The 15,304-nt window shown below is 61.1% G+C and carries 11 protein-coding genes; 10 read left to right on the top strand and 1 reads right to left on the bottom strand.

Annotated elements, in window-relative coordinates; genetic code table 11:
- Positions 1 to 3: 3 nt before the first annotated feature.
- From purQ to purD, 8 genes are all read left to right on the top strand, one after another.
- Complete coding sequence (gene purQ, locus FFV09_RS14240; RefSeq protein ID WP_141448439.1) at positions 4 to 693, top strand: phosphoribosylformylglycinamidine synthase subunit PurQ; 690 nt, start codon at positions 4 to 6, stop codon at positions 691 to 693.
- Entirely contained in the window at positions 671 to 2,932 is a 2,262-nt protein-coding gene (purL, locus tag FFV09_RS14245; protein WP_141448440.1) for a phosphoribosylformylglycinamidine synthase subunit PurL, read from the top strand. The genes purQ and purL overlap by 23 nt, the downstream gene beginning before the upstream one ends.
- Positions 2,917 to 4,392 (top strand): amidophosphoribosyltransferase, encoded by a 1,476-nt coding sequence (gene purF, locus FFV09_RS14250; protein ID WP_141448441.1) that lies wholly within the window; start codon positions 2,917 to 2,919, stop codon positions 4,390 to 4,392. Before purL ends, purF begins: the two co-directional genes overlap by 16 nt.
- 465 nt (positions 4,393 to 4,857) lie before the next feature.
- Positions 4,858 to 5,898 carry a phosphoribosylformylglycinamidine cyclo-ligase gene (gene purM / locus FFV09_RS14255; protein WP_141448442.1) on the top strand — a complete coding sequence of 347 codons (1,041 nt, stop codon included), beginning with the start codon at positions 4,858 to 4,860 and terminating at the stop codon, positions 5,896 to 5,898.
- Positions 5,899 to 6,281: 383 nt separating this feature from the next.
- Positions 6,282 to 6,923, top strand: a complete 642-nt coding sequence (purN, locus tag FFV09_RS14260) for a phosphoribosylglycinamide formyltransferase (protein ID WP_170315153.1) — start codon at positions 6,282 to 6,284, stop codon at positions 6,921 to 6,923.
- 34 nt (positions 6,924 to 6,957) lie between these two features.
- Complete coding sequence (locus FFV09_RS14265; protein WP_141448443.1) at positions 6,958 to 7,116, top strand: NUDIX domain-containing protein; 159 nt, start codon at positions 6,958 to 6,960, stop codon at positions 7,114 to 7,116.
- Between the two features lie 99 nt (positions 7,117 to 7,215).
- Positions 7,216 to 8,763 (top strand): bifunctional phosphoribosylaminoimidazolecarboxamide formyltransferase/IMP cyclohydrolase, encoded by a 1,548-nt coding sequence (gene purH / locus FFV09_RS14270; protein ID WP_141448444.1) that lies wholly within the window; start codon positions 7,216 to 7,218, stop codon positions 8,761 to 8,763.
- Between the two features lie 135 nt (positions 8,764 to 8,898).
- On the top strand, positions 8,899 to 10,179 hold the full coding sequence (gene purD / locus FFV09_RS14275; protein ID WP_141448445.1) for a phosphoribosylamine--glycine ligase: 1,281 nt from the start codon (positions 8,899 to 8,901) through the stop codon (positions 10,177 to 10,179).
- Positions 10,180 to 11,219: 1,040 nt separating this feature from the next.
- On the opposite strand, the gene FFV09_RS14280 is transcribed toward purD, so the two are convergent.
- Positions 11,220 to 12,119 (bottom strand): AraC family transcriptional regulator, encoded by a 900-nt coding sequence (locus FFV09_RS14280; protein ID WP_141448446.1) that lies wholly within the window; start codon positions 12,117 to 12,119, stop codon positions 11,220 to 11,222.
- A gap of 290 nt (positions 12,120 to 12,409) precedes the next feature.
- On the opposite strand from FFV09_RS14280, the gene ilvA reads away from it, so the two are divergent.
- Entirely contained in the window at positions 12,410 to 13,699 is a 1,290-nt protein-coding gene (gene ilvA / locus FFV09_RS14285) for a threonine ammonia-lyase IlvA (protein ID WP_141448447.1), read from the top strand.
- A gap of 251 nt (positions 13,700 to 13,950) precedes the next feature.
- Positions 13,951 to 15,264 carry an ArnT family glycosyltransferase gene (locus FFV09_RS14290; protein ID WP_246098348.1) on the top strand — a complete coding sequence of 438 codons (1,314 nt, stop codon included), beginning with the start codon at positions 13,951 to 13,953 and terminating at the stop codon, positions 15,262 to 15,264.
- Positions 15,265 to 15,304: the final 40 nt, after the last annotated feature.

The raw sequence follows: 15,304 nt of genomic DNA on the forward strand, positions 1-15,304 counted from the left end.
ACGATGAAATTTGCAGTCCTCGTGTTTCCCGGTTCCAACTGCGACATCGACTGTTACAAAGCGGTGGAGAACGTGCTCGGCGAATCCGTCGATTACGTCTGGCACACCGCGACCGACCTGACTCCCTACGACTGCATCATCGTGCCGGGCGGTTTCTCGTACGGCGACTACCTGCGCTGCGGCGCGATCTCGCGGTTCGCTCCGGTCATGAACGAAGTGGCGAAAGCGGCCGAAGAAGGCAAGTTCGTGCTCGGCATCTGCAACGGTTTCCAGATTCTGACCGAAGCCGGGCTGCTCCCGGGCGCGCTGCGCCGCAACATGTCCATGAAGTTCGCCTGCCGCGACACGGTGCTGAAGGTGGAGAACAACGCCACGCCGTTCACCCGCGACTACGAAGCCGGCGAAGAAATCGTGATTCCGATCGCGCACGGCGAAGGCAACTATTACTGCGACGAAGCCACGCTTGAGGAACTGCGCAGCAACAACCAGATCGCGTTCCGCTACAAGAGCAACCCGAACGGTTCGGTCGACGATATCGCCGGCGTGACGAACAAACAAGGCAACGTACTCGGCATGATGCCGCACCCGGAACGCGCCGTGAACGAGATTTTGGGCACGACGGACGGCAAAAAGATGTTCACATCGATCATTAACGCTTGGAGGGAACAACATGACGCAGCAAATGTCCGTTAAGGAACCGACGGCGGAGCAAATCGCGGATCAGCAAATTTACAAACAGATGGGTGTATCGGACAGCGAGTTCGAGCTCATCTGCGGTTTTCTCGGCCGTAAACCGAACTACACGGAAATCGGCGTTTTCAGCGTCATGTGGTCGGAGCACTGTGCGTACAAGAACTCGAAGCCGCTGCTGCGCAAATTCCCGGTCACCGGACCGCGCGTCCTGATGGGACCGGGCGAAGGCGCGGGCATCGTCGATATCGGCGACAACCAGGCCGTCGTGTTCAAGATCGAAAGCCACAACCACCCTTCGGCGGTCGAGCCTTTCCAGGGCGCGGCGACAGGCGTCGGCGGCATCATCCGCGATATCTTCTCGATGGGCGCCCGCCCGATCGCGTCGCTGAACTCGCTGCGCTTCGGCAAGCTTGAGAGCGACCGCGTCAAATACCTGTTCGAGCACGTGGTCAGCGGCATCGCCGGCTACGGCAACTGTATCGGCATCCCGACGGTCGGCGGCGAAGTGGTGTTCGACGAGAGCTACGAAGGCAACCCGCTCGTCAATGCCATGTGTGTCGGCCTGATCGACCACGACAAGATTCAGCGCGGCGTGGCCAAAGGCATCGGCAACCCGGTGTTCTACGTCGGCCCTCCGACGGGACGCGACGGCATCCACGGCGCGACGTTCGCGTCGGAAGAACTGACGGAAGAGTCGCAGGAACGCAAAACGGCGGTTCAGGTCGGCGATCCGTTTATGGAAAAACTGGTCATGGAATCGTGCCTTGAGCTGATCGACAGCGGTATCGTCGTCGGCATTCAGGACATGGGCGCGGCGGGCCTGACCTGCTCCAGCTCCGAAATGGCGAGCAAAGCGGGCAACGGCCTTGAGCTGTACCTCGATCAGGTGCCGCAGCGCGAAGAAGGCATGACGGCGTACGAAATGATGCTGTCGGAATCGCAGGAGCGCATGCTGTTCGTCGTCGAGCCCAAAGACGAAGCGCAGGCGATGGAAATCTTCGAGCGCTGGGGCGTCATCTGCGCGAAAGTCGGCAAAGTGACGGACGACGGCCGCCTGAAGCTGCTGCACCGCGGCGAAGTCGTCGGCGACATGCCGGTGAACGCGCTGGTCGACGAGTGCCCGATCTACGACAAGCCTTCGAGCGAACCGGCTTACTACGCGAAGAACGCGACCGTCGACACGACGGCTTACAACGAAGTGACGGATCTTGGCGGTGCTCTCAAAAAAGTGCTGGGTTCCCCGAGCGTGGCGAGCAAAGCGTGGGTATACGAGCAGTACGATTACATGGTGCGGACGAACACGGCCGTGCGTCCGGGTTCGGATGCGGCGGTCGTGACGATCGACGGCACGCGCAAAGCGCTTGCGATGACGACGGACTGCAGCGGACGCTTCGTCTACCTCGACCCGGAAGTCGGCGGACGCATCGCGGTCAGCGAAGCGGCGCGCAATATCGTCTGCTCCGGCGCGGAGCCGCTTGCGATCACGGACAACCTGAACTTCGGCAGCCCGGAGAAGCCTGAAATCTTCTGGCAGATGGAAAAAGCGGTCGACGGCATGGCGGAAGCGTGCCGCGAACTCGATACGCCGGTCATCGGCGGTAACGTCAGCCTGTACAACGAAAACGCCAAAGGCTCGATCTATCCGACGCCGGTCGTCGGCATGGTCGGCCTCGTGCACGATGTGGACCATATCACGACGCAGCATTTCAAAGGCGAAGGCGACGTGCTGATCCTGACGGGACTCACGCGCGCCGAGCTCGGCGGCACCGAGTTCCAGCAGGTGATCCACGGCGTGACGGAAGGACGTCCCCCGCAGCTGGATCTCGCGGTTGAGAAAAAGCTGCTCGGCGGCGTGCTCGAAGCGATCCAAAGCGGCCTCGTCCGTTCGGCGCACGACCTGTCGGACGGCGGCCTTGCGGTCGCGCTGGCGGAGAGCTGTATCGGCGGCGGACTCGGCGCGCAGGTGAGCCTGCATACGGAAGAGATCGGCGAAGCGGGACTGCGTGCGGACTTCGCGCTGTTCAGCGAGAGCCAGTCGCGCATCCTGCTCTCGGCGACGCCGGAGAACGCGGAAGCGCTGCTGAGCGGCCTCGGGGCGCACGGCGTTCCGGCGGCGAAGATCGGACGCGTCTCGGGCCTGCAGCTGCATATTACGGTAGACGGCAAAGAAGTGCTCAGCGAAGAGATTCATACACTCAAACACGTCTGGGAGGATGCGATTCCATGTCTGATGAAGTAAAGCAGCCGTTGTGGACAGGGGACTACTACAACGAGGGAGCGGTTCAGATCGATCCGTTCGATACTCTGCGCGAAGAATGCGGCGTGTTCGGGGTCTACGGACACCCGGACGCCGCTTCCCTGTCCTACTACGGCCTGCATGCACTTCAGCACCGGGGAGAGGAAAGCGCGGGAATTTGCGTCAGTCAGCACGATCACTTCAACTATCACCGCGGATTGGGCCTTGTCAAAGAAGTCTTCGACAAGGATACGCTCGCCGGCCTTCAGGGGAATAACTCGATCGGACACGTTCGTTACTCGACGAGCGGAGGCGGCGGCCTGACCAATGCCCAGCCGCTCGTGTTCAAATACAAAGGCGGCGACATCGCCGTCGCCACCAACGGCAATATCGTCAACGCGCCGGAGATCCGGCGCGAGCTGGAAGAAAGCGGTTCGATCTTCCAGACGACGAGCGACACGGAAGTCGTGGCGCATCTGATCGCCCGCTCGCCGAAAGACTTCGTCGAAGCGGCGAAAGACGCCATGAACCGCATGGTCGGCGGCTACGCGTTCATGCTGCTGACGCACGACAAGCTGCTGGTCGCCTGCGACCCGAACGGCCTGCGTCCGCTGACGATGGGCCGCCTCGGCGACGCGTATATCTTCACGTCGGAGACGTGCGCGCTGGAAGTGATCGGCGCGGAGATCGTGCGCGACGTCCGTCCGGGCGAGATGCTTATTCTCGATCAGGACGGGCTGCACGAAGACCGGTTTACCCCGATGCAGCGCAAAGCGCTCTGCGCGATGGAATACATCTACTTCGCCCGTCCCGACAGCGACATGAACGGCTCGAACCTGCACTCCGCCCGCAAACGCATGGGCAGCGTGCTGGCGCGCGAGCGGTTCGTCGACGCCGATATCGTCACCGGCGTGCCGGATTCCAGCATCTCGGCCGCGATCGGCTACGCCGAGCAGACCGGCATCCCGTACGAACTCGGCCTGATCAAGAACAAATACACCGGCCGGACGTTTATCCAGCCGAGCCAGGAACTGCGCGAGCAGGGCGTCAAGATGAAGCTCAGCGCGGTGCGCCGCGTCGTCGACGGCAAACGCGTCGTCATGATCGACGATTCGATCGTGCGCGGCACGACTTCGCGCCGCATCGTCTCGCTGCTCAAGGAAGCGGGCGCCACGGAAGTGCATGTGTGCATCACGTCGCCTCCGTTCAAGAACCCGTGCTTCTACGGCATCGACACGCCGGACAGCCGCGAGCTGATCGCTTCGATGCGTACCGTCGAAGAGATCCGCGAGGAGATCGGCGCGGATTCGCTGGCGTTCCTCAGCTACGAAGGACTGATCGAAGCCGTCGACGGCGACGACCGGGCTTCGTACAAAGGCGGACTGTGCATGGCCTGCTTCGACAACGATTATCCGACGCAGGTGGACTTTGGCGGGGATGAGAAAATTGGGTGCGGGTGCTAGGAGTTGAGTATGGCGGTTCGTGGGCGCTCTGGAGGTGCTCCAGAGGCGCTCCGGGTGGAGGGGCCTTCGATCGCTCGTTTCAATCCGATTTCTTCATTAGGTAACACATTTAGAGGTAGAAATCGGATTTCAAAGGCGAACTACGGCGTATGCTTCCGATGCAGCTTTCCTATGGAAAGCTTTTAGTTTCTACGGCTCCCTCCACCCTCCGCTTACCTTGGCGCATCTTCAATTGCCCCGCACCCGGTTTTGGGGTGGGGGAGAAGGGCAAGGTTTGCTTTTTCTTCTTTTGGAAAAAGCGGGGAGGGCAGGCCAGGGCGAAGGGCTTGGGTTTGGCTTTGCCAAAGCCGTAAGGAGCGGGCGGTGGCGCGATTCGTAGTTTTGAAATTAAAACAAAGTGGGAAGAAGCGCCCGGCTTCTCCCAACAAACAGAATTTTAATTCAATCATAAAGGATGTGTCGGTTGTGTCTGAAGCCTACAAAAATGCCGGAGTCGATATCGCGGCGGGCAACGAAGCGGTCGAGCGAATGAAAAAGCACGTCAAGAAAACGTTCCGTCCGGAAGTCATGACGGATCTGGGCGGGTTCGGCGCGCTGTTCGGTCTGAACAAAGACGCTTACGAAGAGCCGGTGCTCGTCTCCGGAACGGACGGCGTCGGCACGAAGCTCAAAATCGCGTTTGCGATGGACAAGCACGACACGATCGGCATCGACGCGGTGGCCATGTGCGTGAACGACATTATCGTGCAGGGCGCGGAACCGCTGTTCTTCCTCGATTATCTGGCGACCGGCAAAGTGGTGCCGGAGAAGATCGAAGACATCGTCGCGGGCATCGCGGACGGCTGCCTGCAGTCGGGCTGCGCGCTGATCGGCGGCGAGACGGCGGAGATGCCGGACATGTACAGCGAAGGCGAGTACGATATCGCGGGCTTTACGGTCGGCATCGTCGACAAGAAGAAAATCATTAACGGCCAGTCGATTTCGGCGGGCGACGCGGTGATCGGGCTGGCTTCGAGCGGCGTGCACAGCAACGGCTTTTCGCTCGTGCGCAAGCTGCTGCTGGAGCAGCACGGCTACCAACTGACCGACGAAGTGGCGGAACTCGGCGGCACGCTCGGCGCAACGCTGCTTGAGCCGACGAAGATCTATGTCAAGCCGGTGCTTCAGCTGCTGAAGTCGATCGAAGTCAAAGGCATGGCGCATATTACGGGCGGCGGCTTTATCGAGAACATCCCGCGGATGCTGCCGGAAGGCGTGAACGTCGAGATTCAGCATGGCACCTGGCCGGTACTGCCGATCTTCGATCTGATGCAGGCCAAGGGAAGCATCTCGGACAGCGACATGTACACGACGTTCAACATGGGCATCGGCCTCGTCATCGTCGTTGCCGAAGCCGACAAGGAAGAAGCGCTGCGCCAACTGCAGGAAGCGGGCGAATCCGCCTACCTGATCGGCCGCGTGACGGAAGGCGACAAAGTCGTGACGTTCTCGGGGAACGCGCAATGAGTCGCGTCGACCCAGAGGACCAAGAGATTCTGACGGGCGCCGACGTCACGTCGCCGAATGCTTCCGAAGAAGAGGTGCCGCAGCGGCCGGGCCCGATGCCGGGCCTGCCCGATGAGCCGGCGGTGCCGACGATTTCCCGGCCGGAACCTGCGCCGCCGACGCCCGCTCCGCAGCCCGAGCCGGGCATTCCCGGGCCGGTCACACCGGATGGCGTCCCTGTACCGGACGCTCCGCAGCCGGTCACGCCGGGCGGCATTCCCGCTCCGGGCGCCGATCCTTCGGTCGATCCGCTGACGCTGCCGGGACTTCCGGCCGTCGCGGAACCGGGCGATGCCGGCGAAGCTCCCGGCGCGGACAGCGATCCGGCCGCGCAGCTGCTGGAGCTGGAACAAGCGCTCCCGCAGGGCGAAGGGCCGGAGCGGCCGTACCGGATCGCGGTATTCGCGTCCGGATCGGGCAGCAACTTCCAGGCGCTGCTGGACTCGGCGCAATCGGGACGTCTGGGCGCTCAAATCGCGCTGCTCGTCTCCGACAAGCCGCAGGCCAAAGCCGTCGAGCGTGCCCGGGCAGCCGGCGTGCCGGTGTTTGTGTTTGCGCCGAAAGACTACGAATCGCGCGAAGCTTACGAGCGCGAGATTCTCGGCGAGCTGCAGCAGGCGAAAATCGACCTGATCGTGCTGGCCGGCTATATGCGGCTGATTACGGACGTGCTCGTCGAGCCTTACGCGGGGCGGATGATCAATATTCATCCGTCGCTGCTGCCGTCTTTTCCGGGCAAGGACGCGGCGGGCCAAGCGGTCGAGCACGGCGTGCGCCTGAGCGGCGCGACGGTGCATTTCGTCGACGGCGGCATGGACACGGGGCCGATTATCGCCCAGCGCGCCGTCGAAGTGACGGCTGACGACACGGCGATCGAACTGCAGCTGCGTATTCAGGAACAGGAACGCCTGCTGTATCCGGAAGTCGTCTCGTGGTTTGCGGCCGGCCGCGTGAAGCTGGAAGGGCGCCGGGTGCTGTTGTTTTAGCGTTATTTTTAACAGAGAAAAGAAGTGAAAAGGCATGCCGATCGTAGTCGGAACCGGAGCGGTCATTGTGAACGAAGAAGGCCGGGTATTATTGGTGCTTCGCAAAAAAGATCCCGAGAGGCACAAATGGAGTATTCCCGGAGGGAAAGTCGATCCTTTTGAGACGCTGGAACGTTCGCTGGTTCGCGCTTGATGCCCTTCCGCCGACCGAAGAGATCGCCGTTTTTTCCCGGGAAGCCTTGAGATTGATCGAAGTACATCTATCCCACACCCCCAAGGAGGACTTTTCATCGTGAGTATCAAAAGAGCGCTGGTCAGCGTATCGGACAAAACGGGTATCGTCGAATTCTGCCGCGAGCTGTCGCAGCTCGGCGTCGAGATCATCTCCACCGGAGGCACCAAAAACCTGCTGGCGCAGGAAGGCGTTCCGGTCATCGGCATTTCCGACGTGACGGGTTTCCCCGAAATCATGGACGGCCGCGTCAAAACGCTGCATCCCGCCGTACATAGCGGACTGCTCGCCGTGCGAGACAACGAAGAGCATACGCGCCAGATGCAAGAACTGGGCCTGGACTATATCGATCTCGTCGTCGTGAACCTGTATCCGTTCCAGGAGACGATCGCCAAGCCGGACGTCGCTTACGAAGACGCGATCGAGAATATCGATATCGGCGGGCCGACCATGCTGCGTTCCGCGGCCAAAAACCATGCGTTCGTCAGCGTGGTCGTGGACAGTTCGGATTACGGCAAAGTGATCGAGGAAGTGCGCGAAAGCGCCGACACGACGCTTGATACCCGCAAAAAGCTCGCCGCCAAAGTGTTCCGCCACACGGCTGCCTACGATGCGCTGATCGCCGATTACCTGGCCAAGCAGACGGGCGACCCGCTGCCGGAGCGCTACACGGTCACTTACGAGAAAATCCAGGATCTTCGCTACGGGGAAAATCCGCATCAGGCGGCCGCTTTCTACCGCGCGCCATTGGCGCCGGCCGGCACGCTGACGACCGCCGAGCAGCTGCACGGCAAAGAGCTGTCCTACAACAATATCAACGACGCCAACGCGGCGCTCCAGATCGTCAAGGAATTCAGCGAGCCGGCCGTCGTGGCCGTCAAGCATATGAATCCTTGCGGCGTAGGCGTAGGCACGACGATCGCGGAAGCGTACGGCAAAGCGTACAGCGCCGATCCGGTGTCCATTTTCGGCGGCATCGTGGCGGCCAACCGCACGATCGACGCGGAGACGGCGCAGCCGCTCAGCGAGATTTTCCTCGAAATCGTACTGGCTCCCGACTTTACGCCGGAAGCGCTCGACATCCTCACGAAGAAGAAAAATATCCGTCTGCTCAAAATGGGCGAACTGACTTCGGCGGAAGGCCGCGCCGCGGCGCACGTCGTAACGTCGATCGAAGGCGGCATGGTCGTGCAGGAGAGCGACGTGCATTCCCTCGGCGAAAGCGACCTCAAAGTCGTGACGAAGCGCCAGCCGACGGAAGACGAGCTGAAGCAGATGCTGTTCGGGTGGAAAGTCGTCAAGCACGTGAAATCGAACGCGATCGTGCTGGCGGCAGGCGACATGACGGTCGGCGTCGGCGCAGGCCAGATGAACCGGGTCGGTTCGGCCAAAATCGCGCTGGAGCAGGCCGGAGACAAAGCGCAGGGCGCGATTCTCGCTTCCGACGCTTTCTTCCCGATGGGCGACACGGTTGAACTTGCGGCCAAGCACGGCATCCAAGCGATTATTCAGCCGGGCGGCTCGATCAAGGACGAAGAATCGATCCGGGCGGCCGACGAAGCCGGTATCGCGATGATCTTCACGGGCGTGCGCCACTTCAAGCACTAGGATCGGGTTAGGCGAATATCGACGCGCGGCGCGCCGGAACGACGGATTTCCGCGGATAGGCGGACCGTTTGCCGGGGCGCCGTGCGTTTTTTTATCGGGAAAAGGAACACACAAGGAAGCGGGAGGGATGTTCGAATGGATATTTTGGTTGTGGGAGGCGGCGGCCGCGAGCATGCGATCTGCGTATCGCTGTCGCAGTCGCAGCGAGCCGGGAAGATCTACTGCGCGCCGGGCAACGCCGGCATCGCCCGGACGGCGGAATGCGTCGATATCGGCGTGTTCGATTTTGACGCGCTGACGGCTTTTGCGCTGGAGAAAAACATCGGCCTGGCCGTGATCGGCCCGGACGATCCGCTGGCGGGCGGCATCGTGGACGCGTTCGAAGCCAAAGGCATTCCGGTATTCGGCCCGCGGGCGAACGCGGCGGAGATCGAAGGCAGCAAAGCCTTCATGAAAAATCTGCTCAAAAAATACAACATTCCGACGGCTGCGTACGAAACGTTCGACGATTATGATACGGCTTTGGCTTATGTGCGCACACAGGGCGCTCCGATCGTAATCAAGACCGACGGCCTGGCCGCGGGCAAAGGCGTAACGGTCGCGCAGACGCTCGAAGAAGCGGAAAAAGCGCTGCACGACGCCATGGTCGGCGGCACTTTCGGCACGGCGGGCAGTACAGTCGTCATCGAAGAATGCATGACGGGCGAAGAGATGTCGATCCTGGCGTTCGTCGACGGCGAGACCGTTCGTGCGATGCCGGCGGCGCAGGACCACAAGCCGGTCTACGACGGCGACCTCGGCCCGAACACCGGCGGCATGGGCACGTATTCGCCGCTGCCGCATATCGATCCGGCGATCGTCGAACGCGCGATCGAAGAGATCGTCAAGCCGACCGCCCTCGCGATGGTCAGCGAAGGCCGTCCATTTACCGGCGTCCTGTTCGCCGGCCTGATGATCGAAGCCGACGGCACGCCGCGCACGATCGAGTTCAACGCGCGCTTCGGCGACCCGGAGACCCAGGTCGTGCTGCCGCGTCTGGAGAGCGACCTGCTGGAGATCTTCCTCGCCGCCGTAAACGGCACGCTTGCGGACGCGGACATCCGCTGGAGCGACGAAGCGGCGGTCTGCGTCGTGCTGGCTTCCGAAGGCTATCCGGCTTCGTACCCGAAAGGGCGGGTCATTACCGGCATCGAAGATGCCGAGAGCGACGAACGTTCGCTCGTGTTCCACGCAGGCACCGCGCGTAACGAAGCCGGCGAGCTTGTGACCGCCGGCGGCCGCGTGCTCGGCGTCGTCGGCCGCGGCGCCGGCCTCGCCGAAGCGCGCGACGCCGCTTACGCGGCGGCGCAGCGCATCGCGTTCGACGGCGCGCATATGCGCGGCGACATCGCGGCGAAGGCGCTGCCGCGGGGGTGACGCGGGCCGGGAGCTGGCGGCCGCGTGAGCGCACAGGTGCGGCGGTCGCGGGGTTGCCTGGGGCCGGGGGCTGGCGGCTGCGTGAGCGCACATGTGCGGCGGTCGCGGGGTTGCGTGGGGCTGCGGGACTGAGCAGCGTAAGGCGCAGGATTGCCTAGGGCTGCAGCTAAGCGAGCCGGCGACGGCATGAGGCGCCGATGGCCTCGTCCGGCCGGCGTCCTATCTGCCCGGCCCGGCGGCGCTAACGAATCGTAGACGCCTTATTGGGCCGTTTCGGCCGGTTTTCCCGATCTAACGAATCGTAGGAACGCTATTCGACGATTTTGCGCCGGTTTAGGCCGGGAATCGGGAAATAGCGTTACAGCGATTCGTTAGAATCGCAAAATAAGCCTAATCGACGGATTAGCGGTATGAGGATTCGTTAGAATGCTGCGACCCGCGACCCGCGATCAGAGGCGCCGATGGCCTCGTCCGGCCGGCGTCCTATCTGCCCGGCCCGGCGGCGCTAACGAATCGTAGAGGCCTTATTGGGCCGTTTTGGCCGGTTTTCCCGATCTAACGAATCGTAGGAACGCTATTCGGCAATTTTGGGCCGGTTTAGGCCGGGAATCGGGAAATAGCGTTACAGCGATTCGGTAGAATCGCAAAACAAGCCTAATCGACGGATTAGCGGTATGAGGATTCGTTAGAATGCTGCGACCCGCAATCAGTAGTGAGCGACTAGCCGGCGATCAGCGAATAGCGATAAGCGGCAAGCAGCGAAAAGCCTCGGCCGGCACGTTATCGCCGCCCCGGATCGGCCAGGCGGGAGGAACGACGCCGGATGCACCCTGAATCCGCCGCGCATCTCAACCGCCGCGATGCGCTGCAAGGCTAGCTAAGCGCTCACAGCTAAGTCCTCACAGCAAAGTCCTCACAGCAAAGCCCGGACCTTTATAGGTCCGGGCTTATTCTTTTACTGGGAAGGATTTGCCTACGCCGATCTCCGCGCATAGGTTTTTACGCGCGCACGCCTGCGCGCTCCCACACCCGCACCCCCTTCACTCCGCCTGCTTCTCCACCGGCACGTACAGATCCATTTGCAGGTTCGAGTCGCCGTCGCTGCGGGCGTCGTACAGTTCGAATTCGACGCCGCCGGACGCGAAAGTGTAGCCGGAATTCGGGAACCATTCGTTGTAGACGTAGGTGGTCATACCCTGAATGGCGTCGGAGAAGGCGCCGTTTGCGCGGTCTGCGGCGGGCGTCGTGAACACGGCGTACGTGGACGCCGGAAGGACGGCGGTCTGCATCCGCTCCGGCACGCTGTCGAAGTCGGCGACTTCCACGCCGATCAGGTACAGGAAATGCTCCGGCTTGCCGGGCAGCATAATGCACGCGCCGTATTCGGCAGGGCTGACGGGAGCCAGCGTCTCTTGCAGATCCCGGCCCCGGTTTTCTTCAATATAGCGGTTCCAAAAAGCGGGAATTTCGGTCAGGTTCTCGCCGTTCATTGTGGTCTCCAGGGCATAGCCCGCCAGCTTGATTTCGGGTTTGGTTACAAGGGTAGGTCGCATCATTATTCCTCCGGTCATATGGTAGTCGGCCAGCTTCGCAAGGTCCACCCGTTCGGGAACGCGGCCGGTGGCGTGGATGCGATACTGTTCGGGGGTCAAACCGTACGTTTTGCGAAAAGCTTTGGTGAAGCCCGCATGCGTCTCGAACCCGTAGTCCAGCGCGATCGCAAGCAGCGTTCGGCTGCCGGCCATATCGGCCGCGGCGTGGGCGAGCCTGCGCCGGCGGACGTAATCCATAACGGGCAGGCCGGTCCGCGAGTGAAACACTTTATAGAAGTGATACAGCGAGAACCCGGCCAGATCCGCCAATTGTTCGGCCGTCAGCGGTTCTTTGAGATGATCTTCGATATGGTCCAGCGTGCGCTGGAGACATGCGGTATAGTCCATGTGTGCGTTCCCTCCCGATCGGTGATTTCAGTGTAGCAGAAGGGAAGGGGCGGACGCTTGTCCGTTTTTGCGCTTTTGGAAAAGAAGGCCGAATCAAGGCGAACCGCCTGCCGTCCCGTCGCGCCGACGCTGTCCGATCAGCCGGGAATCTGCGGAAAATCCGCTGTCCGGCCGGTTCCTTTTGCGCCCGAAGCTTGAATTTTCCGCTCAATCGCGTTACCTTTAAATTTAATGGCTGGCACTGTCGGGATAGCATACAGAGAAACAAAATCAGGAACGAGGAGAACGAGATGAAAACCGAACCTACTGCGGAATTGGACGATAACAAGAACGGCGATACGGTGACGATGGAAGATATCGTACGGGCGCATCACCGGCTGCGCGAAGCGATCGTGCGCACGCCGCTGCACCGCGATGCGACCCTGTCGGCGAAGTACGAGTGCGACGTGTACCTGAAGCGGGAAGACCAGCAGGTGGTGCGTTCGTTCAAGATTCGCGGCTCCTATAACAAAATCCGCAGCCTGACGCAGGAGCAGCATGAACGCGGCATCGTCTGCGCGAGCGCGGGCAACCATGCGCAGGGCGTCGCTTTTTCGTGTCAGGCGCTCGGCATTCACGGCAAAATCTACATGCCGAGCACGACGCCGAACCAGAAAGTCAAAATGGTGCGCAAATTCGGCGGCCGCAACGTCGAGGTCATTCTGACCGGGGACACGTTCGACGACGCCTACGAAGAAGCGATGAAAGTCTGCACCGAGCAGGCGCTGACGTTTATCCATCCGTTCGACGATCCGATGATCATCGCGGGCAACGGCACGGTCGGCATGGAGATTATGGAGAGTCTGGATCGGCCGGCGGACTATGTGTTCGTGACAATCGGCGGCGGCGGATTGGCGGCCGGCGTATCGCAGTATATCAAGACGATGAGCCCGTCCACGCGCATGATCGGCGTGGAGCCGCTCGGCGCCGCTTCGATGAGCGAAGCGATGGCGCGCGGGCATGTCGTGACGCTCGATACGATCGACAAGTTTATCGACGGCGCGGCGGTCAAGCGGGTCGGGCAGCTGACGTTCGACATCTGCCGGCAGCGTCTCGACGAAGTCGTCAAAGTGCCGGAAGGCAAAGTGTGCACGACCATTCTCGACCTGTATAACGAGAACGCGATCGTGGCCGAACCGGCCGGCGCCATTCCGGTCGCCGCGCTCGATCTGTACCAAGGCGAGATCAAAGGCAAAACGGTCGTCTGCGTCATCAGCGGCGGCAACAACGATATCGACCGGATGCAGGAGATCAAGGAACGGTCGCTTATTTTCGAAGGACTGAAGCATTATTTCCTGATCAACTTCCCTCAGAGAGCCGGCGCGCTGCGCGAGTTTCTCGAGAAAGCGCTCGGTCCGAACGACGATATCGCGCGCTTCGAATATACGAAGAAGAGCGACAAGGAGAACGGTCCGGCACTCGTCGGCATCGAATTGACGTCCCGGGAAGATTACGAACCGCTGATCGCCCGCATGGACGAACAGGGCATCAACTACACCGAGCTTAACCGCGATCCGAGCCTGTTCAGCCTGTTGATCTGAGCGGGGCTTCGGCGCAGGGCGGCAGCGCAGCCTCAATCCGATCCGATTCCCAACCGAACAGCCTGTCCGCAGCCGGGGAAATGCCCGCTCGCGGACAGGCTTTTTGGCGGGAACTTTTTGCGCGGGATAAGCGTTTATAAGGCGAGATACCTACCTGGCAGTATCCGGCGTAAATTCTTTTGTAATCGTAGGCGAATTTGCATAAGATAGGAACGATAGCGGGATGTATTTCGCAAGAAGGAGGAAAGATTTTGCTGTTTTCTGTAAAAGAGAACGAAACGACGAGCCGGCGTGACCGGATCTGGCTGATCTCGATCATGGCTTTTGTGCTCGCGGTATCGGTGTTCGTCGTGCTGTCGCACAACAATTACTTTTTGCTCGGCGATCTGAACGAACCGAATAACGACGACGTCAAATACGTGAGAAGCGCCGAGACGCTGCTCGAAGGAGGGCCGCTCACGTACATCAACCTGGACAGCGGGACAGAGCCGAGCGCGTTTATTATGCCGGGCATGCCGCTGCTGCTGGCCGCTTTTATCGGGCCGCTCGGGCAGGAAGGCGGGATCACTGCTTTCCGGTTGTTCCAATGTCTGGAGCAGGTCGCGTGCGTCTATCTGCTGTTCCTGATCGCCCGCCGCGTATTCAACCGCCGGATCGCTTTGGTGGCCTGCGTGCTGGCGGCGTTGTATCCCCCGGATTATTTCTCTTCGGGCGTCATCTTGACGGAATCGACGTTTCGCCTGCTCTGCATGCTGCTCGTGCTTGCCATGATGGTAGCCGTCGAGCGGCGCAAGCTGTCCGGTTACATAATCGTGGGCATTCTGACGGCCGCGGCCGCCTATTTCAAGCCCCAGGCTTCGCTGTTCCCGGCCGTGCTGCTGTTTCTGTGGCTGCGCGACGGATACAGCTTCAAGGAAATGCTGCGCTATGCGGGAGCGGTGCTCGGCACGTATGTCCTGCTGCTGTGTCCGTGGTGGATCCGCAACTGGAACACGTTCGGCGAATTCATCCTGTTCACCCGTTCGGCCGGCAGTCCGTTCCTGCTCGGTACCCGGATCAAATACGGACTGCCGCCGGCCGGATTCTTCGACGCTTATCCGCAGTATGACCCGGCTACTATTTTCAAAGGCTGGGACAGCAGCGCGATCGACAAAGGGCTGGACATTTTGCGTTACGGCTTCTCGCATCATTTCTGGACGTATCTGCATTGGTACACGCTCGGCAAGCTGGAAGGGCTGTACATCGAGTCGTATTACTGGCGTCCGATCTGGCCGATCCAGCGTCCGTTCATGGATGCGATGCAGAAGGTGCTGGTGTGCGTGACGCTGGTCGGGCTCGTGTCGGCGCTGGTCCGGGAACGCTTCGGCCGCCTGCTGCCGCTGCTGCTGACGTTCGCTTATTTTACCGCGCTCTATATTCCGTTCGTGGCGTTCGGGCGTTACGGCTATCCGACGATCGTGTTCATGCTGCCGTTTACGGCTTACGCATTGTGCAAAGTGTGGGATCTGCTTCGCCGCCGGCATACGGTATCGGGCAGCGCGGGCGAAGGTTATACGTTTAAGTGAGAAAAGCACCCAAATCAGCGCCTGACAGGCCGGTTCGATC

It is taken from the genome of Saccharibacillus brassicae (assembly GCF_006542275.1).
In the GTDB taxonomy this organism is placed as follows: domain Bacteria; phylum Bacillota; class Bacilli; order Paenibacillales; family Paenibacillaceae; genus Saccharibacillus; species Saccharibacillus brassicae.